Source organism: Kitasatospora sp. NPDC048545 (assembly GCF_040651155.1).
In the GTDB taxonomy this organism is placed as follows: domain Bacteria; phylum Actinomycetota; class Actinomycetes; order Streptomycetales; family Streptomycetaceae; genus Kitasatospora.
In genome coordinates this window covers 16,533-34,837 of record NZ_JBEZIQ010000061.1, presented here as the reverse complement: position 1 = coordinate 34,837, position 18,305 = coordinate 16,533, and the positions used below count along the sequence as shown (strand labels likewise).

Annotated in this window: 17 protein-coding genes; 10 read left to right on the top strand and 7 right to left on the bottom strand. The window is 74.4% G+C overall.

Annotated features, from left to right (window positions below):
* The first annotated feature begins 65 nt into the window (after window positions 1-65).
* Entirely contained in the window at window positions 66-665 is a 600-nt protein-coding gene (locus tag AB0D10_RS37955) for a TetR/AcrR family transcriptional regulator (protein WP_360264884.1), read from the top strand.
* 172 nt (window positions 666-837) lie between these two features.
* Here the strand turns inward: AB0D10_RS37955 and AB0D10_RS37950 are convergent, their stop codons facing one another.
* A complete protein-coding gene (locus AB0D10_RS37950) occupies window positions 838-2,784 on the bottom strand; it encodes a hypothetical protein (RefSeq protein WP_360264881.1) in 1,947 nt (648 codons plus the stop codon).
* A 328-nt stretch (window positions 2,785-3,112) separates the two neighbouring features.
* Between AB0D10_RS37950 and AB0D10_RS37945 the strand changes: the two genes are divergently transcribed.
* The 4 genes from AB0D10_RS37945 to pth all read left to right on the top strand — a co-directional run bounded on the left by AB0D10_RS37945 (window position 3,113) and on the right by pth (window position 5,941).
* The gene (locus tag AB0D10_RS37945) at window positions 3,113-3,679 is read left to right on the top strand and encodes a hypothetical protein (RefSeq protein WP_360264878.1); all 567 of its coding nucleotides are present in this window, start codon (window positions 3,113-3,115) and stop codon (window positions 3,677-3,679) included.
* A 102-nt stretch (window positions 3,680-3,781) separates the two neighbouring features.
* Window positions 3,782-4,447, top strand: a complete 666-nt coding sequence (locus AB0D10_RS37940) for a DUF3105 domain-containing protein (RefSeq protein WP_360264875.1) — start codon at window positions 3,782-3,784, stop codon at window positions 4,445-4,447.
* A 122-nt stretch (window positions 4,448-4,569) separates the two neighbouring features.
* Window positions 4,570-5,199 carry a DUF305 domain-containing protein gene (locus AB0D10_RS37935; protein ID WP_360264939.1) on the top strand — a complete coding sequence of 210 codons (630 nt, stop codon included), beginning with the start codon at window positions 4,570-4,572 and terminating at the stop codon, window positions 5,197-5,199.
* Window positions 5,200-5,347: 148 nt separating this feature from the next.
* A complete protein-coding gene (gene pth / locus AB0D10_RS37930) occupies window positions 5,348-5,941 on the top strand; it encodes an aminoacyl-tRNA hydrolase (protein ID WP_360264872.1) in 594 nt (197 codons plus the stop codon).
* Here the strand turns inward: pth and AB0D10_RS37925 are convergent.
* On the bottom strand, window positions 5,938-7,548 hold the full coding sequence (locus tag AB0D10_RS37925; RefSeq protein ID WP_360264869.1) for an MFS transporter: 1,611 nt from the start codon (window positions 7,546-7,548) through the stop codon (window positions 5,938-5,940). The genes pth and AB0D10_RS37925 overlap by 4 nt on opposite strands.
* 144 nt (window positions 7,549-7,692) lie before the next feature.
* Here AB0D10_RS37925 and AB0D10_RS37920 point away from each other — a divergent pair, with 144 nt between their 5' ends.
* A complete protein-coding gene (locus AB0D10_RS37920; RefSeq protein WP_360264867.1) occupies window positions 7,693-8,205 on the top strand; it encodes a MarR family winged helix-turn-helix transcriptional regulator in 513 nt (170 codons plus the stop codon).
* A 127-nt stretch (window positions 8,206-8,332) separates the two neighbouring features.
* Window positions 8,333-8,914, top strand: coding sequence for a GNAT family N-acetyltransferase (locus tag AB0D10_RS37915; RefSeq protein WP_360264864.1), 582 nt, complete (start codon window positions 8,333-8,335; stop codon window positions 8,912-8,914).
* 30 nt (window positions 8,915-8,944) lie between these two features.
* On the opposite strand, the gene AB0D10_RS37910 is transcribed toward AB0D10_RS37915, so the two are convergent.
* Window positions 8,945-9,430, bottom strand: coding sequence for a methylated-DNA--[protein]-cysteine S-methyltransferase (locus AB0D10_RS37910; protein ID WP_360264936.1), 486 nt, complete (start codon window positions 9,428-9,430; stop codon window positions 8,945-8,947).
* Window positions 9,431-9,522: 92 nt separating this feature from the next.
* Window positions 9,523-11,091 carry an AlkA N-terminal domain-containing protein gene (locus AB0D10_RS37905; protein WP_360264861.1) on the bottom strand — a complete coding sequence of 523 codons (1,569 nt, stop codon included), beginning with the start codon at window positions 11,089-11,091 and terminating at the stop codon, window positions 9,523-9,525.
* Between the two features lie 194 nt (window positions 11,092-11,285).
* Between AB0D10_RS37905 and AB0D10_RS37900 the strand changes: the two genes are divergently transcribed.
* Entirely contained in the window at window positions 11,286-11,765 is a 480-nt protein-coding gene (locus AB0D10_RS37900; RefSeq protein WP_360264858.1) for an ASCH domain-containing protein, read from the top strand.
* A 107-nt stretch (window positions 11,766-11,872) separates the two neighbouring features.
* On the opposite strand, the gene rsgA is transcribed toward AB0D10_RS37900, so the two are convergent.
* Both rsgA and AB0D10_RS37890 read right to left on the bottom strand, forming a co-directional pair.
* Window positions 11,873-12,934, bottom strand: a complete 1,062-nt coding sequence (gene rsgA, locus AB0D10_RS37895) for a ribosome small subunit-dependent GTPase A (protein ID WP_360264933.1) — start codon at window positions 12,932-12,934, stop codon at window positions 11,873-11,875.
* Between the two features lie 394 nt (window positions 12,935-13,328).
* Window positions 13,329-14,408, bottom strand: coding sequence for a cytochrome c oxidase assembly protein (locus AB0D10_RS37890; RefSeq protein WP_360264856.1), 1,080 nt, complete (start codon window positions 14,406-14,408; stop codon window positions 13,329-13,331).
* A 236-nt stretch (window positions 14,409-14,644) separates the two neighbouring features.
* Here AB0D10_RS37890 and AB0D10_RS37885 point away from each other — a divergent pair, with 236 nt between their 5' ends.
* Complete coding sequence (locus AB0D10_RS37885; protein WP_360264854.1) at window positions 14,645-16,381, top strand: FtsW/RodA/SpoVE family cell cycle protein; 1,737 nt, start codon at window positions 14,645-14,647, stop codon at window positions 16,379-16,381.
* A gap of 194 nt (window positions 16,382-16,575) precedes the next feature.
* On the opposite strand, the gene AB0D10_RS37880 is transcribed toward AB0D10_RS37885, so the two are convergent.
* On the bottom strand, window positions 16,576-17,922 hold the full coding sequence (locus tag AB0D10_RS37880) for a YihY/virulence factor BrkB family protein (RefSeq protein WP_360264851.1): 1,347 nt from the start codon (window positions 17,920-17,922) through the stop codon (window positions 16,576-16,578).
* Between the two features lie 177 nt (window positions 17,923-18,099).
* On the opposite strand from AB0D10_RS37880, the gene AB0D10_RS37875 reads away from it, so the two are divergent.
* Window positions 18,100-18,183, top strand: a complete 84-nt coding sequence (locus tag AB0D10_RS37875; RefSeq protein ID WP_318264789.1) for a putative leader peptide — start codon at window positions 18,100-18,102, stop codon at window positions 18,181-18,183.
* Window positions 18,184-18,305 lie beyond the last annotated feature (122 nt).

Below are 18,305 nucleotides of genomic sequence, written 5' to 3'. Positions count from 1 at the left end.
GGGCGGGAGGCCCGCCCCGCCCCGGTAGCCTCGAACCTCCGTTCCACCGAGGGAGAGCAACGCACATGGCCGACCCCCGCCCGCGCCGGCCGGCACGCCCCCGCGAGGAGGTCTTCGCCACCGCCCGGGCCGCCATCGCCGAACACGGGCTCGCCAAGCTCACCATGGCCGGGCTCGGCAAGCAGCTCCAGATGAGCGCCGGACACCTGCTCTACTACTTCGGCAGCAAGGACCAGCTGCTGCTGGAGACCCTCCGCTGGAGCGAGGAACAGCTCGGCGCCCGCCGCCGCGACGCCCTCGCCGACCATTCCCTCGACCCCTGGCAGCGCCTCGACGCCTACCTGCGCCTCTACCTGCCCGAGGGCGCCGGCGACCCGCGCTGGATCCTCTGGGTCGAGGTGTGGGGCCGCTCCCCCGCGAGCGACGAGCTCCGCCAGGGCCAGCGGGAGATCGAGGCCCCCTGGCAGGCCGACCTGGTCGCCCTCGTCGAGAAGGGCACCGCCACCGGCCACTTCACCCCGGGCCCCGCCGCCGACCGCGCCACCCAGATCCGCGCCCTCCTCGACGGCCTCGCCGTTCCCATCGCCATCGGCCTCCCCGACGCACACCCCCCGGCGGCCCTCACCCAGGCCACCGCCGTCGCCGGCATCCTGCTCCGCACCTGAACAGGCCGCCCACCACGAGACCAGCAAGAAATATGGAGACCGGTCTACAGACTCACCCGCCAACACGGAAGCAGCGCCTGCACCTGCACCTGCACCAGAGGTCGATCGGGCCGACTTCTGGTGCAGGGGTGACCCGCGCGGTGAGGAGCAAAATATAGAGACCGGTCTACATCTACTCGGTCCAGACGGCGGCGGCGGTGCGGTCGTCGGCGTAGCCCTTGGCGCGGACCTGCACCTGGCGCAGGAAGTCGACGGTGCCCGGCGGGTGCGGGTGCGCCCAGTGGGTGGAGAGGAAGTGGGCGACGGCCGGTTCGTCGGCGACCGGGCGGGCCAGCCCGGGAGTGCAGAGCAACAGGATGTCCCCCGGTGTGGCGGGGACCAACCGGAAGCGGAACGGGCGCGGCTCCGGGGCCGCAGCCCCCTCCGGCACCGGCGGCTGGCCGTCCGGGTGGTGCAGCAACCGGGCCCCGTACGCGTCGATCCAGTGACCGGAGCGCAGCAGGTAGAGGCCGCCCGGGCCGACGCCGAAGGCCGCGCGGTACCCCACCTCCGGGTCGAGCGACATCATCAGGCAGTGCAGCGAGGCCGGCGACGGGGAGTCGTCCCCCTCCGCCCGGGGCGCCAGCGCGCGCAGCGGGGCGGCGGCACCGGTGGCCAGCCGCTGCAGGCCGTAGCGGAGCCGGTCCCGGGCGCCGTCGCGCAGGTCCGCGGCCAGCCCGGCCCGGCTGCGCCCGATCGCGGCGGCGAGCTGGCGGCAGGCCTCGCCCGTCCCGGTGGCGACGGCATCCGGCGTGACCGCGTCGTCCCCGGCGCCGGCCACCCGGTCGAAACCGCCGAGTACGGCGAGCAACAGTCCGTCCGGCCCGTCGCCGAAGCGGGTGACCAGCAGGGAGTCCTGGCGCGGTTCGCCCCGGTAGCGGGCGGAGTCGCCCCGGACGGAGGCGGCCCGCAGTACGGACGGCCCGTACTGCGCACCCTCCAGCACGGTGTCCGGGACGAGCGCGCGGAGCGACGCCGGGTCCACCTCCGGCAGGGCCGTCGGCTCGGGCCCGTACGTCGGGGGGCGTTCGCCGACGTGCGGGACGGCGACCCCGCCGTCGGCGAGCGGCGAGCGGACGGCCGGACGGGGGTCGGGGACGGTCGCGGCGGGCGCCCCCGGTTCGGGAGCGGGCTCGGGCGCCGGTCCGTGGTCGGGCTCCGGTTCGGGCGCCGGGACGGGGGTGGAGGCGGGGGCAGGGGTGGGGGCGGGGGCAGGCCGGCCGGCCGCTGCGGGGGCGTCGGGCGTCCCGGGGGCGTCGGCGGCTTCTGCGGCAGCGGCGGTGGCGGCGGCTTCCGACCGTTCGGATTCCTCGGCGGCTTCGGGCAGCTCGGAAACCTCCGGGACCTCGGCCGCGACGGGCTCGGGCTCGGGCTCGGGCTCGGCCACCGGGTCCGTCCCGGCCACGGGCTCAGGCTCAGGGGCGGACGGCGAGTCGGTCTTCTCCAGCGAGACCGGGCCGGCTTCCGACCTGGTCGCCGACTCCGGCTCCGGCGGCTCCGGCGGCGCCTCGGGCGCCGGCTCCGCCTTCGGTGCGTCATCGGCGAAGGCGGGCGCCGGAAAGCGGTGGGTCTCCGCGGACGTCCGCCACGACCCGGTCCCCTCGGTCGCCTCGGCCGACCCGGTCGACCCCGTGCCGTCGATCACGCCGACCGCGGTGGCGAACCAGTCGTCGAGGCTGTCCCCGCCGTCCCCTTCGTCCTGTGCAGGCGGGCGAGTAGGTGCCTGCTCGGCTTCCGGCGCGGCCGCCTGCTCCGGTACCTGGGCCGGCTCCGGCCCGGCTTCCGGCGCCGCGATCGGCGCTGCTGTCAGGGGCACGGCCGGTTCCCCGGTCGCGGCCGGCTCCGCGGCCAGGGCCGGGTCCTCCTGCACCGTCGGCTCCGCCGTCGTCCCGGCCGACGGCTCCGGCGAGCGCTGTTGCCCGATGAGCCCGACCGCCGTGTCGAACCAGTCGTCGACGCTGCCGTCCCCCGGGTCGGCGTGCGGGGTGTCGGGGAGGGTGCCCGCCGGGCCGTCGTAGACGGTGTCCCACCAGCCGTCGTCGGGCCGGTGCGGCTGTGCGGGTGCACCCTGCTTGCTCATCTGGCGGCTCCTGCTCGGGTCCGTGGTCGCGCCGCCCCCGGCGGGCCGGGCACGACGTCATTGTTCTCCACGTGCGACGACCCTGTCCGGGTTTCGGCGACAACCGGTCACCCAGCGGAGCATCCCGGCCACCGCGCCGACCAGCCGGTTCGTGGTCCGCGCCCCGGGTCCCGGCCGTGGACGTCACCGCCCCGTTCGCTTCCGTTCCGTCCGTGCTTGCCGGATGTGCCCGGAGCAGGGTGTTTCCTGGACATCCGGGCGTGCTGGTGCCCGAAAATCAGGGCCGATGGGGGCATCGCTTCACACGTTCGGCTGATTAAATGTCCGCATGACCGCGTCGGCCCCCAGCTCGCCCCGACCGGGGAGGGCCGCACCGGCGGGCCGCCCGGTGGGTGCGCTGTTGGTCCTGCTGCTCGTGGCCCTGCTGACGATGCTGCCCTGCGCCGGCCAGGCGAAGGCGTTGGACGGGCCCGCCCTTCCGGTGCCGGCCGCCGCCCCGGTCACCGCCGTCAGCGTCGTCAGCGTCCAGGTCGCGACGGGACAAACGCCCCACGCCGGCCACGCCGCGCAGGCCACCAGGCCCGCCAAGGCCGCGAAGATCGCCGAGGTCGGCAAGGCCCCGAACGCCTCCGACCAGCGCCGGATCGCCGAGGAGCAGGGGCACTGGATCCTCTGCACCGCCGACGGCGAGCCCCCGCGCAACAACGGCTGCTCCAGCCACCCGTACTGCCCGCAGGACGCCCAGCTGCCCAATCCGCCGCCGCAGCCGCAGCCCGCCGTGTCGCCCGTGACCCCGGCCGCGCCCGAGGCGCCGCCCCGGGTGGTGCCCGCGGGCCTGCTGGACGGTTCGCACCCGGCGCCCGACCTGCACGAGCTCCAGGTCCACCGGTCCTGAGCGGAACCCACCGTCGGCCCAGCCGCCGACGGATCCGCCACGCCACACACTCCAGCTGACCGCCGCCACCGACCCGTGCGCGGCGGAGACAAGGACACCGTCATGGGTTCCGCTTCGAAGCAGTCCAACAAGTCCGGCGGCAAGCAGGCCGGCCTCGACCGCCGCGCCCGGATCGCCGAGCTGCGCGCCGCCGAGCAGCGCCGCGACCGCCGCAACAAGGTCGTCGCCTCGGTGGTGGCCGGTGTGCTGGTGATCGCCGCGATAGCCACCGGCACCTGGGTCGTCATGGACCAGAACCAGAAGAAGAAGGACAAGGAAGCCGCCGCCAACGCGGACATCCCCGGCGTGAAGACCTTCGGCGAGCTGACCCGCAACCACGTGAAGGAGAAGGTCACCTACCCGATGACCCCGCCCGTCGGCGGCGACCACAACGCGGTCTGGTTGGACTGCATGGGCCACGTCTACGACCAGCCGGTCGAGAACGAGCGCGCCGTCCACTCGCTGGAGCACGGCGCCGTGTGGGTGACCTACAACGGCAAGGCCACGCCGGACGACATCAAGACCCTCTCCGACAAGGTGAAGACCACCCCGTACTCGCTGATGAGCCCGTACCCGGACGAGCAGGGCACCATCACCCTGAACGCCTGGAGCACCCAGCTGGTCGTGGACAGCGCCGGCGACCCGCGGGTGAACGAGTTCTTCACCAAGTACGTCCAGGGCAAGCAGACCCAGGAGCCGGGCGCCTCCTGCACCATGGGGCAGATGTGACCGCCGACGCGGACCGCTCCGGGGGCGCCGTGGCCGAGGACGCCGTCGGGACGGCCGCGGAGGCCGTCACCGGAGCCGTCACCGCCGAGGACGGCGGAGCAGCGGCCCCGCGCCGCCGGCGCATGTGGTGGCCGGCTGCGCTGGCCGCCGCCGTGGCGCTGGCGCTGGGCGTGCCGGCGCTGGTCGCGAGCGGGACCTCCGCCTCCGGCACCTCGCTGTCCGTCCCGGCGGACGATTCGCCCGAGGCCGGCTTCGCCCGCGACATGGCGACCCACCACCAGCAGGCGGTGGACCTGTCGTTCGCGGTCCGGGACCGGACCGGCGACGAGCCGACCCGCACCCTCGCCTTCGACATCATCAACACCCAGGCCAACCAGCGCGGGATGATGATGGGCTGGCTGGACCAGTGGGGGCTGACCCAGCACTCGACCGCCAAGCCGATGGCGTGGATGAAGATGGGCCACGACTACCCGGCGCACGACGGTTCGCTGATGCCCGGCATGGCGACCAACACCCAGATCGCGAAGCTGCGTTCGCTCAGCGGGCGGGACGCCGAGGTGTTCTACCTGCAGCTGATGATCGAGCACCACAAGGGCGGCGTCGAGATGGCCCAGGGCTACGTGGACCTGGCCAGGAACGACACCGAGAAGCGGCTCGCGCAGTCGATGGTGGTCGCCCAGACCTCCGAGGTGCAGCTGATGACCGACATGCTCCAGGAGCGCGGCGCCGCCCCCGGTGTGCCCGCCTCCTGAGCCGGCTCCCCGACCGGCCTTCACCGCCTCGTTCCCCGGACGGCCGGGGCGCGGCCGACGGTCCCGTACCGTCACCACCGCGCCCCGGCCGTCCGCCGTTCCCACCCCCAGCCCCGCCCCCGCCCCCGCCCCCGCACGGAGACCCCAGATGACCCCCGACACCCCCGACACCCCCTGGCTGATCGCCGGACTCGGCAACCCCGGACCGTGGTTCCGGCAGACCCGACACAACGCGGGCTTCCTCGCCGCCGACCGACTGGCCGAGCGGCACGGCGCCCGGTTCCGCCGGCGGGGGATCGCCACGCTGGTCGCGGAGATCGAGGTCGACGGCCGGCCGGTGCTGCTCGCCAAGCCGCTGTGGTTCATCAACCTGTCCGGCCGTCCGGTGGCCGCGCTGATGCGCCGGTACGGCGTGCCCGTGGAGCGGCTGGTGGTCGTGCAGGACGACCTGGACTTCGCGTTCGGCTCCGCCAAGCTGAAGCGCGGCGGCGGGCCCGGCGGCCACAACGGGGTGCGCTCGGTGGGCGAGGTGCTCGGCACCCGTGACTTCGTCCGGCTGCGGTTCGGCGTCGGGCGGCCGCCGAAGGGGCAGAGCGTCGGCGACTACGTGCTGAAGAGGTTCTCGGACGACGAACTGGCCGCGATGCCCGGCGAGTTGGACCGGTGCGCCGACGCCCTGGAGACCCTGGTACGGCTCGGCCTGAGCCGGGCCCAGGACGCCCTGAACGCCCCGGCCCGCTAGCGACGCTCCGCGCGGGGTGCACGGGGTGCACGGTCCGTTCGGGTGGCACGAGCCGTCCCGCCCGCGCGGACCGTACGGGCGGTGCCGGCCGCTCGGGCGGGCCGGGTGAGGACCGCGGCGGCCGCCGCGACCGCCGCGAGGAGCAGCAGCACCGTCCGCCCACCGGACGCGGCGCCCGCCAGGTGGACGCCGAGGACCGACAGCGCCATGCCGAACGCCGTGCCGAGGCTGCGCGCCATGTTCACCATGCCGCCGCCGACCGCCGAGCACTCCGCCGGGATCGCCCGCATCACCAGCGCGTTGTTGGCGGGCAGCAGCAGGCCCAGCCCGTACCCGGCGACCAGCAGCGGGGCCGCCGACACGGCAGTGGCCGGCAGCAGCGCGAACAGCAGCAGCCCGGCGGCCGCGACGGCGGCGCCGGCCCGGCACCTGGTCACGTCCGACCAGCCTCGGGGCAGCAGCCCGCCGCCGACCGTCGCGGCGAAGGCGAACGCGGCGGGCAGCAGGGTGACCAGCAGGCCCGCGCCGGCGGTCGACACACCGGCGCCGGTGAGCAGCACGGGGCCCAGCACGAGCGGGCAGAACAGCAGCAGGTAGCCGATCAGCGCAACCACCAGGCCGGACCGCACGCCCGGGGTGTTGACCAGTCCGGGCGCCAGGATCGGCCGGGCCGCCCGCCGCTCCTGGCGCACCAGCGCCGCCGTGAGCGCCGCGGCGGCGAGCAGCAGGACGGTGACGGCCCAGCCGGGCAGCGGTAGGCCGGAGGCGGTGGACAGCGCGAGCAGCAGCGCCGTGGTCGCGCCGCCGAGCAACAGCATGCCGGGCAGGTCGAAGTGGGTGTCGTCCCGGTGCGGGCGCACCGCAGCGGGCGCGAGGGGCTCCGGAACCGCTCGCACCCGGGGCCCCGGTACCGCCCTCACCCCGAGCGTCGGCACGGCCCCTGGACCGGGCGTCGCTACGGCGGCCTGGCCCGTCCGCTCCGTCCGGGTGCGCGGCAGCAGGTACCAGCCGGCCAGGATGCCGAACACGGCGATCGGCACGTTGACCCAGAACACCCAGCGCCACGAGGCGTGTTCGACCAGCAGTCCGCCGAGGCTCGGCCCGAGCGCCAGCCCGAGGCCCTGGGCGGAGGCCTGGATGCCGAGCGCCCGCCGCATCGCGTGCTCCGGGACGCCGCGCGCCACCAGCGCGACGCTGTTGGCCTGCATCATCGCGGCGCCGACGGCCTGGACGCCCCGGCAGCCGACCAGGATCCAGAGGCTGCCGGCGAATCCGGCGCCGAGTGAGGACAGGCCGAACACGGCGAAGCCGCCGATGTACATCGTCTTGCGGCCCACCAGGTCGGACAGCCGGCCGATCGGGGCCAGCAGGGCGACCAGGACGAGCAGGTAGGCGAGGGCGACCCATTCGACGGCGGCGTAGCCCGCGTCGAAGTGGTGGCCGATGACGGGGAAGACCAGGGCGATGACGCTGGCGTCGAGCTGGCCGAGGAAGGCGCCGAGGCAGACCGTGCCGACGGCCAGCCAGTGGGCGTGGCGCCAGCCGGCGATGCCGCGGGGCCGGGGCCGCTCGGTGAGCAGCCGTGCGGCAAGGGCGGTGGCGTTCATGGAACGAATATATCGGATGCAGACATGTTCTTTCTACGAGCAGGTCGTCCTGCGATACGAAGCGTCTCGCAGGCTGTCCGCACCGCGTCCGAGGGACGGACCGCGCCCCCGGCACGCCCCGTACCAGGAGATACGCTGTCCGCCATGCCGTCGTCACCACACGTTCCCGACTCCGCCACCGCAAGCCCCGACCCGGCGGTCGAGCACGCCCGACGGCTGACCGACACCGTCACCCGGCTGCGCCGCGCACTGCGCAGCAGCATCCGCACCGACTACCCGTGGGAGTCCCTGCCGATGGCGCAGGTCGAACTCCTCCAGACCCTCGCCGCCGCGCCGTTGCGGGTCGGCGAACTGGCCGCCCGGCAACGGCTCGCCCCCAACACCGTCAGCGGACTGGTCGGCAAGCTGCTCGAAGCCGGCTTCGTGGACCGCCAGGCCGACCCCGGCGACCGCCGCACCGCCCGGATCGCCCTCACTCCGGCCGGCCGGCGCCAGCTGGACGACTGGCAACACGCCCACGAGCGCCGCATCGCCACCGCGCTCGGCAGCCTCGACCCCGCCGACCGCGAAGCGGTCGTCGACGCCCTGCCCGCCCTGGAACAGCTCGCCCGCGCCCTCGCCCAGCCCGGGACCGGCACCGGCACCGAACAGGGCTGAGCCGACCGCCCGGGGCACCGGTCCCGATCCGTCGGCCCGATCCGTCGGCCCGATCCGACGGCCCGATCCGGCTGCGACGGGGAAAAGCACTGGTCCACGGCCCGGGAGGCCCGCTACCCTCCCCGGCATGACCACAGCGCGGACGGGCACCTCGGCACAGGTGCGGATCGAACCCTGGACGGACGCCGACCTCGCGCTGCTGCGCCGGGTGAACACGCCGGAGATGAAGAAGCACGTCGGCGGGCCGGAGACCGAAGAGCAACTGCTCGTCCGGCACGGCCGCTACCTGGACTTCGTCCCGTCCGGCCTCGGCTGCATGTACCGGATCGTGCTGCTGCCCGGGACCGAGGCGGTCGGTGGCGGGGCACCGAAGAACAGCGCCCCTGACGAGGGCACCGCGGTCGGCACGGTCGGCTACGGCACCCGGACCTGGCGGGGCGGGACCGTCCACGAGATGGGGTGGAACGTGCTGCCCGGCTTCCAGGGCCGGGGCATCGCCGTCGCCGCCACCCGCGCCGCGGTCGCGGCCGCCCGCCGCGAGGCCGCCCACCGCTACCTGCACGCCTTCCCGTCGGTGGACAACCCCGCCTCCAACGCGGTCTGCGCCAAGGCCGGGTTCACGCTGCTCGGCGAGACGGAGTTCGAGTTCCCGCCCGGGCGGTTCATGCGCAGCCACGACTGGCGGGTGGACCTGCGCGCTTCGGAGTGACCGGGGGAAGCGGAGGAACCAGGGCGGCACTCAGAACAGCGTGCCGCTCTCCAGCTCCAGCAGCCGGCGCTTGCGGTCCACGCCCGCCGCGAACCCGGTGAGCGAGCCGTTGGCGCCGAGCACCCGGTGGCAGGGGCGCACGATGAGCAGAGGATTGGCACCCACCGCGCCGCCGACGGCGCGCACCATCCGCGGCTCCTGCCCGGCCAGCTCGGCGAGTGCGCCGTACGTCACGGTCGTCCCGTACGGGACCTCGTCCAGCGCGGCCCAGATCCTGCGGCGGAACTCGGTGCCCACGGGCGCGAGCGGCAGGTCGAACTCGGTGCGCTCGCCGGCGAAGTAGGCGGTCAGCTGGGCCACCGGCTCGGCGAGCGCCTCCGGGTCGAGGACCCAGTCGTCGGCGGGCTCGGCCAGCGCGTACTTCTGGCCCGGCGCCGTGACGGTGGCCAGCGCGGCCGGCCCGCCGTCCTCGGGCAGGACGCCGCTGAGCAACAGCGGGCCGAAGGGGCTCTCCATGGTCGTGTAGACGGTGGCGGGGTGAGCCGTGGTGGGGTGAGCCGTGTCGGCGGGAGCCGCGGTGGGGGCGGTGGCGGGGTGGGCGGTGGTGCTCATGCTCGTTCGTTCTCCGTTCCGGTGCTGGTGATCGCGGGGCCGGCCCACAGTCGGTGGACCGCGTAGGAGCGCCACGGCGCCCAGGCCTCGGCCGCGCGGGCGGCGGACTTCGGGTCGCCGGGGGCGCCGAGCCGGACGAGGCCGTGCTTGACGCCCACGTCGCTCGGCAGGAAGACGTCGGGGTCGGCGAGGGCCCGCATCCGCAGGTAGCCGACCGTCCAGGGGCCGATGCCGGGCAGGGCCAGCAGGCGGACCGCGGCCTCCTCCCGGTCGACCCCGCTGTCGAGGCTCACCACGCCCTCCGCCAGTGCGGCGCACAGTCCGGTGAGCGCGCGGCGGCGGGCGGCGGGCATCGCGAAGTCCTCCGGGTCCGCGGTGGCCAGCGCGGCCGCGGTCGGGAAGAGCAGCCGCAGACCCCCGCTGGGCTGGGGCAGCGCGGTGCCGTACTTCTCGGTGAGTCGGGCCGCCAGGGTGCGGGCGGCGATCACGCTGACCTGCTGGCCGAGGACGGCCCGGACGGCGAGCTCGTGCGGGTCCACGTGGCCGGGCGAGCGCAGGCCGGGACGCTCCCGGACCAGCGGGCCGAGCACCGGGTCGGCGCCGAGCTGGTCGTCGACGGCGAGCGGGTCGGCGTCCAGGTCGAAGAGGATGCGCAGCCGCTGGACGGCGGTCGGCAGGTCGCGCAGGTCGGCGAGGAACAGCCGGCAGTCCAGCCAGCCGCGGGTGCGCGGCTCGCCCGGCGCCAGGCCGTCGACCTCGGCGATGCCGTGCCCGTACGGGAGCGCGAGGGTGCGCCGGTAGGTGCGCACGCCGGGGCGCTCGCCCTGGACGACCTCCTCCACGCCTGGGACGGCGCGCAGGGCGAGGAAGTCGATCAGGTGGTCGCTGTCCAGCGGTCCGCGGTAGGCGAGACGCAGGGTCAGGCCACCGGCCGGGGTCCCGGTGCGACGACCGGCGGTGACTTCGGCGCGCAGGCCGCTGGGAGTGCGGTCGTAGACCTCGCGGACGGTGTCGTTGAACTGGCGGACGGAGGCGAAGCCGGCCGCGAACGCGACGTCGGTGACGGGCAGTTCGGTGGTCTGCAGGAGGAGCCGGGCGGTCTGGGCGCGACGGGCGCGGGCCAGCGCGATCGGGCCGGCGCCGAGCTCGGCGATGAGCTGGCGCTGCAGCTGGCGGGAGCTGTAGCCGAGTCGGCCCGCCAGGCCCGCGACGCCCTCGCGGTCCACCACGCCGTCGCCGATCAGCCGCATCGCGCGGCCGACCAGGTCGGCCCGGTGGTTCCACTCGGGCGAGCCCGGCACGGAGTCGGGGCGGCAGCGGCGGCAGGCCCGGAAGCCCGCGCCCTGGGCGGCCGCGGCGCTCGGGTAGAAGACGCAGTTGACGCGCTTGGGGGTCACGGCGGGGCAGCTCGGTCGGCAGTAGATGCCGGTGGAGGTGACGGCCGTGAAGAAGACGCCGTCGAAGCGGGCGTCGCGGCTGTCCACGGCTCGGTACCGGATGTCGTCGTCGATCACGTTGTCCAGTTTGCGGGATCGGACGGGGGGTGACTGGCGGGAATCGGACATCGCCGTTCGGAGCCCTCCGCTCCCCTACCCTCCCCCGGCCTGCGGCCCACGGGCCCGCCGCCCCTGACCTGCCGGCCCGCAACCATGCAGCCCACCGTCCGCAGCCACGCCGGCCCCCGGGCCCACCGCCCCGGCCCACCGCCCGGGCCCGGAATTCGCGGGCCGTTCGGCCCCGCCCCGGATACGCTCGGCCCATGATCGAGCAGCCGGGCGGCCAGCCCTCCGACCACCCGTACGCCGGCCCGGACGACCCGCGCGTGGCCGCCCTGCCCCCGGAGGAGTTCGCGTTCCCCGGCCCGCTGCGCGACCAACTGGTCGCGGCCGTCCTCAGCGGCGCCAAGACGAGCACCACCGGTCTGATCGCCGACTACGAGCACGCGGGCGAACCCCTGCCGCAGCCCGGCGAGCGGGCCGCCGTCCTCGATTCCGACGGCCGCCGGGTCGCGGTGATCGAGACCACGGACGTCCGTGTGGTCCCGCTCGCCGAGGTCGACCTGCAGCACGCCCTGGACGAGGGCGAGGGCTACGGGAGCGTGGCCGACTGGCGTGCGACGCACGAGGGGTTCTGGCGCAGCCCGGAGATGCTCGCCGCCCTCGACGACCCGGACTTCGCTGTGGACGACGCCACCCCGGTGGTCCTGCAGCGCTTCCGCCTGGTGGCCGACCTGCGCTGAGTCCGACGGCCCGGCGGAGGCCGGCCCCTTCGGTCGCCGGTCAACCGTCGTCGTCGGTCGGCCACCGGCGCCGCAGCGCGACGACGGTGACCGACGACGCCTGCGGATCAGCGCTTCACCGGACCTCCCGTGGCGCGCATCGACTTGGTGATCGTCTTCCACTTCTGCAGCCGGGCCTTGGCCACCCGGGCGTCCGACCGCGAGGCGATCCACTCGTTCTCGCGCTGGAGTTTGAGGTAGCTGTCCATCCGGCGCTGCGGCAGGGTGCCGTCGGCCAGCGCCGCCCGCACCGCGCAGCCCGGCTCGGTGTGGTGGCCGCAGTCGTGGAAGCGGCATTCCTCGGCCAGTTCGGCTATGTCGGCGAAGGCCAGGTCCACGCCCTCGCCGCCGTAGAGACCGACCTCGCGCAGACCGGGAGTGTCGATCAGCACGCCCCCGCCGGCCAGCGGGATCAGCTCGCGGGTGGTCGTGGTGTGGCGGCCCTTCTGGTCGACCTCGCGGGCCTCCTGGACGGTCATCACCTCGGCGCCGGCCAGCGCGTTGGTGAGCGTGGACTTGCCGACGCCGGACTGGCCGATCACCGCGGTGGTGCCGGGGGTGCAGGCACGGAGCACGTCCATGCCCTCGCCGGTCTCGGCGCTCACCACGACCACCGTCACCCCGGGCGCCACGGCCTCGACGTCGGCCCGGATGAACTCGGCGTCGTCCACCAGGTCGGCCTTGGTGAGGGCGACCAGCGGTTCGGCGCCTGACTCCCAGGCGAGGGCGAGGAAGCGCTCGATCCGCCCGAGGTCGGGGTCGGTCGCGAGTGAGGAGGCGATCAGGACGGTGTCGACGTTGGCGGCCAGCACCTGGCCGTCGGAACGCTTGCCGGCCACCTTGCGGATGATCGCGGTGGAGCGCGGCAGCAGCGCGACGACGGACGCCATCGGTCGGGCGTGGAGGTCCACGGCCGCCCAGTCGCCCGTGCACGGGCAGTTGATCATGTCGGCGTCGCCGACCGGTCGGGTGTCGAACCGAACGATGCGCGGCTCGCCCGTCTCCGGGTCGGCGATCACCGCGTCGCACTGGCCGCGGTCGACCCGGACGATCCGGGCCGGGAGCAGCCCGGCCTCACCGAGCGGGACGAAGAGCTCGGCGAGCTCGGCCGTCCAGCCGTAGCCCGTCAGCGCGGAGCCGGCGTCGGGGAGGGAAGAAGAAGAGGGGGAGAAAGAAGGGGTGGAGAAAGACGGAACGGAGGCAGCGTCGAACAACGCAGTGGCCCTTCGGGAGGAAATGGTCCCGGCGGGCTACGGCTGGCGCGAAGGGCTCAGCCGGCGGCCGGGAAGAGGAGGTGAACGCGCGTGCTGCCCTGGGCAGCTATCGGGGCGACAACGACCACGGGGGTCACCTCCTGCTCTCTACTCCTCGGGCGGCCCAATGACCCCCGAACTCCTCGGGTGGCCCAATGGCCCCCGAACCGGACACGTCACACGCTAGCGAAGCGACCCACTCCCGCCAACCCATTTTTGACCTGTGGAAACGCGCTCCACGGACCGCCAGGAGGTCGAGGAAGGGCAAAAATTAGCCCCCGTACCGGTGCTTGAGGTTCGGGTCGTCCAGCCACCACGGCCGCATCCCCGTCTCCTCCTCCTCGGGCCGCCCCGCCGCCCGCGCCTCCTCGGCCGCCGCCTCGAAACGCGCGTCCAGCTCGGCGTCCACGGCCCGGATCTCCTCCCGCCCCTGCACCACCATCCGCCGCACCAGCGCGGCCAGGAACGGCAGTCCGACCAGGTCCCCCAGCACCCAGAACGCGTTGCCGCCCCAGGTCTGGTCCTGCACCAGGCTCGGCCCCCACGGCCGCCCGAGCGCCACGTAATGGTGCTCGGCGACCAGGTGACCGCCGTAGATCAGCACGATCCCGAGCCCCGCGTCGAAGATCACTTCGGCGAAGGTGATGAACAGCCCGACCAGGTGCGGGTACTCGTGCCCGACCGGGTCGATCTGCAGCCGCGGCCAGAAGTAGGCGAGCCCGAGCAGCACCAGCGCCAGGTGCAGCAGCACGTTCCCGGCCGCGCTGGACACCGACTCCTCGTACCAGGGCGTGAAGTACAGCAGCCACGGCGGCGCCATCAGCAGCGCGGTCGAGACGGCCGGGAACATCAGCACCTTCGACGGTCGGCTGCGCAGCGCCCGCAGGATCCGCTCCCGCCGGGCCGGCGGCGCGGCCGCGACCAGCAGCGAGACCGGTGCGCCGAGCGCGAGCAGCAGCGGGACGACCATCAGCAGCAGCACGACCTGCACGGCCCGGTCGGTGAAGAGGATCCGCTCGTACACCCCGAGGCCGGAGCAGGTGCACCAGATCCACAGCAGCAGTCCGCCGAGGAACGCGGCGGTGCGGGTGGGCTGCCACCGCTCGCCGCCGGACCGGTGGACGGTGCGCACCGCGGTCAGGTACCAGGCGCCGAGCAGCACCGAGAGCGCGAGCACCAGCGGTTCGGCCGTCCAGGCGGTGGCCAGGTAGGACCACTGCCACGGGGGCGGGCCGTCGTAGGCGAGTACGGAGACCGCGCCGTCCACCGCGCCGTTCATCCGTCCGGTCACCTCGCTCGCACCCGTCGCCACCGAGGCGGGGCGGTCGTCCGCGCCGTCGCCGTCGGGCACCGCGGCGGATACCGCGGCGCCCGGCCATGATGTCGCCGCGCCACCGGCCCGGAGCGCGCGGGGCCCTCCTCTATACCCGGTGCTGAACAAAGCTTTACCGGGGCCCGGCAAAGCTTTGCCCAGGCAAAGTTCTGCCCCCGGAGCCCCTCCGTTCGCAACCGCGGCCACGACACAAACGTCTGGCAGGATGCCCGTCGGCGATACCCGCCACGTGGGTGACAAGGGGACGACACGAGGTGCACAGCACTGCACGCGGCGAGGGCCGCCGGCTGGCCGCGCGCCACCGCAACATCGAGCTGGGACTGCTGGCGCTCGCGGTGGCCGTCTGTCTGGCCGGACACATCGAGGCCGATCTGGCGCTGACCGGCAAGCTGCCGCCCGGGCTGCTGGTGCACGGTCTCTCGCTGGGCGCGCTCGCCGGGGTGGCGCACCTGGCGGTGCGGCGGTTCGCGCCGTACGCGGACCCGCTGATCCTGCCGCTCGGCGTCTTCCTGACCGGCTTCGGGCTGGTGCTGCTGGACCGGTTGGACATCAGCTACAAGGCCGCGCACAGCGCCAAGGGCGACTACCAGAAGCTCCCGGCCGCGCCCTCCCAGCTGATGTGGGTGTTCCTCTCGGTGGCGGCGGCGATCGCGCTGATCGTGCTGGTCAAGCACCACCGCTTCTTCCAGCGCTACGTCTACCTGCTGATGGCGGGCGCGCTGATCCTGCTGGCCGCGCCGGTGGCCTCGCCCAGCGACAGCTTCGGCGCGAAGCGCTGGATCCGGCTGTTCGGGCTCTCCTTCGAGCCGGACGAGTTCGTGAAGGTCGCGATCACGATCTTCTTCGCGGGCTACCTGATGGCCTCGCGGGACGCGCTCGCGCTGGCCGGACGGAAGATCTGGGGGATGACCCTGCCGCGTGGCCGGCACGCCGGCCCGGTGTTGGCGATCTGGGTGGTCAGCCTGCTGGTGCTGATCTTCGAACGCGACCTGGGCACCTCGCTGATCTTCTTCGGCGTCTTCATCGTGATGCTGTACGTGGCCACCGAGCGCACCAGCTGGGTGGTGCTCGGCCTGCTGATGGCGGTCGGCGGCGCGGCGGTGGTCGGCACCGTGGAGCCGCACGTGCACGGCCGCGTCGAGGCCTGGCTGCACCCCCTCGACTACTACAAGCCGGTGCACGACCAGGCGATCTCCGAGCAGCCCGCCGAGGCGCTGTTCAGCCTGGGCACCGGGCACCTGACCGGGACCGGCCTGGGATCGGGCCGACCCTGGCTGATCGGGTTCGCCGGGCGCAGCGACTTCATCTTCACCACCATCGGCGAGGAGCTGGGCCTGGCCGGGGTGACGGCCGTGCTGATGGTCTACGTGCTGCTGATCCAGCGGGGCCTGCGCACCGCGGTCGGCCTGACCGACCCGTTCGGCAAGCTGCTGGCCACCGGCCTGTCGGCGGCGCTGGCGCTGCAGATCTTCGTGGTCGTCGGCGGGGTGAGCGGGCTGGTCCCGCTGACCGGCAAGGCGCTGCCGTTCCTGGCCGCGGGAGGTTCCTCGCTGCTGGCGAACTGGCTGATGGTCGCGCTGCTGATCAAACTGAGCGACTCCTCCGGGCGCACCGCCCTGGAGCCGGCCCAGCCCTCCCCCGAGCCGCTGCCCGCCCGGGCCGCCCCGGCGGCGGCCGACCGGGCACCTGACGGCCCGGCACCGGCCTGGGCCTCGACGGACCCCGGCGCGACCGACCCCTCCGCCGTCACCGAGCTGCGCCCCGCCCACGGCGCCACTGCCGACGCGTTCCGGCCCGCCGCCCCGGGCGGGACCGATCCCTCCGCCGTCACCGAGCTGCGTCCGCCGTACGGTCACACGCCCGCCGGCCCGCCGCCGTCCGGCCCGCAGGGCGGTCACACCCCCGCCGGCCCGCTGCCGTCCGGTCCACAGGGCGGTCACACGCCCGCCGCCCCGCAGTACGGCCACCCCACGGGCCCGGCGACCACCTGACCCGTCCACCCCGACGCGGACCACCCCACCGCGGGCCGCCCCGACGGAGACCATCCCGAGGAAGACCCCCGCACCGAAGCCGACAGGGCCTCCCCCGCACCTCGGGGGAGGCCCTGCCCGTTCCACCACGGCCCGGCCGGCAGTACCCGGCTACCGGTGCCCGGACACCACGGCCCGCTTCGCCGCCGTCCGCGTCACCGCTGTTCCCACGGCGGCCGGGGCGGCCGCGGCGGGTACCCCGGCACCTCCTGCCCCGGCGGTCCGAGCGGCTCCGGGGGGCCCTCCGGCCCGGTGGGCTCCGGCGGCGGCCCGCTCGGCCGGTCGCTGTCCGGCGGCGGCGGGGCGGGCCGGTGGTGCGGCCCGCCGCGGGCGGTGAGCCGGCCGCGCACGTTGTCGGCGGCGAGCACGTCGGCCCACCGCTCCGGGTACTCGGAGGGCACGTCGACGTCCTCGCCCTCGTCCTCGCCCCACTCTTCCTCGACGCCCTCGGCGAGCCCGAGTGCGCGGGCGCGGCGGGCGCGTTCGACGGCCCGTCGGGCGGCGACCTCGCGGACCACGGCCGCGGCCGCCTCCTCGTGGGCCCGCTCGTTCTCGGCGCGGGCGTCGGCGGTCTCCAGGGTGGGCCAGCGCCGGTCTATCGCGGCGTTCATGGCGGCGCCGATGAGCACCGCCAGGGCCACCACGAAGATCCACAGCAGGACGGCCACCGGCGCCGCGAGCGAGCCGTACACCGACGGGCCCTCTACCGAGCTGACCAGGTAGAGCCGCAGGCCGACGCTGCAGAAGACCAGCACCACCAGGGCGACCAGGGCGCCGGGGATGTCCTCGCGCCACGGCGTCGAGACCGGGACGGCCAGGTGGTAGAGGGTGGTCAGGGAGACGATCAGCAGCACGATCGCGACCGGCCAGTAGGCAGCGCCGACCAGCCCGGCGATGCCGGGCACGGCGTTCTCCACCAGCCCGGGCCCGGCCATCAGCAGCGGCAGCACCAGGGAGCCGATCACCAGGGCGCCGAGGTAGAGGCCGAGCGACATCAGCCGGGTCTTGACGATGCCCCGCTTGCCGTCGAGCCCGTACATGACGGTGATGGTGTCGATGAAGATGTAGAGCGCCCTGGAGCCGGACCACAGCGACAGCAGGAAGCCGATCGAGACGAGGTCGGGCCGGGAGTGGTCGAACACCTGGTTCAGCAGCGGGACCACGACCTCCTTGACGGAGGAGTCCGACAGGACCGTCCCGGAGGCCGAGACGATGTCGTGCTTGAGCCGGTCGATGGTGCCCGCGCCGAGGAACTTGTCGAGGTAGCCGAGGGTGCCGGCCAGGCCGAGCAGCAGTGGTGGGATCGACAGCAGGGTGAAGAACGCCGCCTCCGCGGCGAGACCGGTGACCCGGTACTCGACGCAGGTGTTGGTGGTGTCCCTGATCAGCTCCCACGCCGTGCGGCGCCAGGTGGCCTGTTTGGCCGCACGCCGGGCGCCCTTGCCCCGGCGCCGGGAGGGCCGCTCGGGGTTCGCTCTGCTCGTATCGCCTGCTGCTTGCACAGGGCTAACGGTATCGGGCCGGGACCCGCCGGTTGATCTCCCCGGGGTGCGGGGGCGTTGCCGGACACCCGGGCCGGGAGCGGCGGGAACCTCCAGGCGTCCCACATGACGAAACATCAGCGTCCAGTATCTGGATGTTAGTGGACCGCGAGTCCCGCGCCGTGCGAATCTCTTGCCATGTCTAGCGCCGGAACCACCCTGGTAGGTCGACTCCACGTCGATCTCCTTCGCGTGTCCAGCGCCATCTGTCCGGTGACCTGAGCCCATCCCGCCGCACCACCGCACCCGGCGCCACCCCTTCCCGCCATCCCCGCCGCAGCGGATGTGCAGGCGCCCGCCACGGCCTCGGTCACTGTCTTCCGGTCCTGAGAAACCCGCAGGTC

What these genes read in the sequence shown, in the direction of transcription:
- AB0D10_RS37955 (WP_360264884.1), top strand. Translation starts at nt 66, where the DNA reads ATGGCCGACCCCCGCCCGCGCCGGCCGGCACGCCCCCGCGAGGAGGTC.
- AB0D10_RS37950 (WP_360264881.1), bottom strand. Translation starts at nt 2,784, where the DNA reads ATGAGCAAGCAGGGTGCACCCGCACAGCCGCACCGGCCCGACGACGGC.
- AB0D10_RS37945 (WP_360264878.1), top strand. Translation starts at nt 3,113, where the DNA reads ATGACCGCGTCGGCCCCCAGCTCGCCCCGACCGGGGAGGGCCGCACCG.
- AB0D10_RS37940 (WP_360264875.1), top strand. Translation starts at nt 3,782, where the DNA reads ATGGGTTCCGCTTCGAAGCAGTCCAACAAGTCCGGCGGCAAGCAGGCC.
- AB0D10_RS37935 (WP_360264939.1), top strand. Translation starts at nt 4,570, where the DNA reads ATGTGGTGGCCGGCTGCGCTGGCCGCCGCCGTGGCGCTGGCGCTGGGC.
- pth (WP_360264872.1), top strand. Translation starts at nt 5,348, where the DNA reads ATGACCCCCGACACCCCCGACACCCCCTGGCTGATCGCCGGACTCGGC.
- AB0D10_RS37925 (WP_360264869.1), bottom strand. Translation starts at nt 7,548, where the DNA reads ATGAACGCCACCGCCCTTGCCGCACGGCTGCTCACCGAGCGGCCCCGG.
- AB0D10_RS37920 (WP_360264867.1), top strand. Translation starts at nt 7,693, where the DNA reads ATGCCGTCGTCACCACACGTTCCCGACTCCGCCACCGCAAGCCCCGAC.
- AB0D10_RS37915 (WP_360264864.1), top strand. Translation starts at nt 8,333, where the DNA reads ATGACCACAGCGCGGACGGGCACCTCGGCACAGGTGCGGATCGAACCC.
- AB0D10_RS37910 (WP_360264936.1), bottom strand. Translation starts at nt 9,430, where the DNA reads ATGGAGAGCCCCTTCGGCCCGCTGTTGCTCAGCGGCGTCCTGCCCGAG.
- AB0D10_RS37905 (WP_360264861.1), bottom strand. Translation starts at nt 11,091, where the DNA reads ATGTCCGATTCCCGCCAGTCACCCCCCGTCCGATCCCGCAAACTGGAC.
- AB0D10_RS37900 (WP_360264858.1), top strand. Translation starts at nt 11,286, where the DNA reads ATGATCGAGCAGCCGGGCGGCCAGCCCTCCGACCACCCGTACGCCGGC.
- AB0D10_RS37875 (WP_318264789.1), top strand. Translation starts at nt 18,100, where the DNA reads ATGTCTAGCGCCGGAACCACCCTGGTAGGTCGACTCCACGTCGATCTC.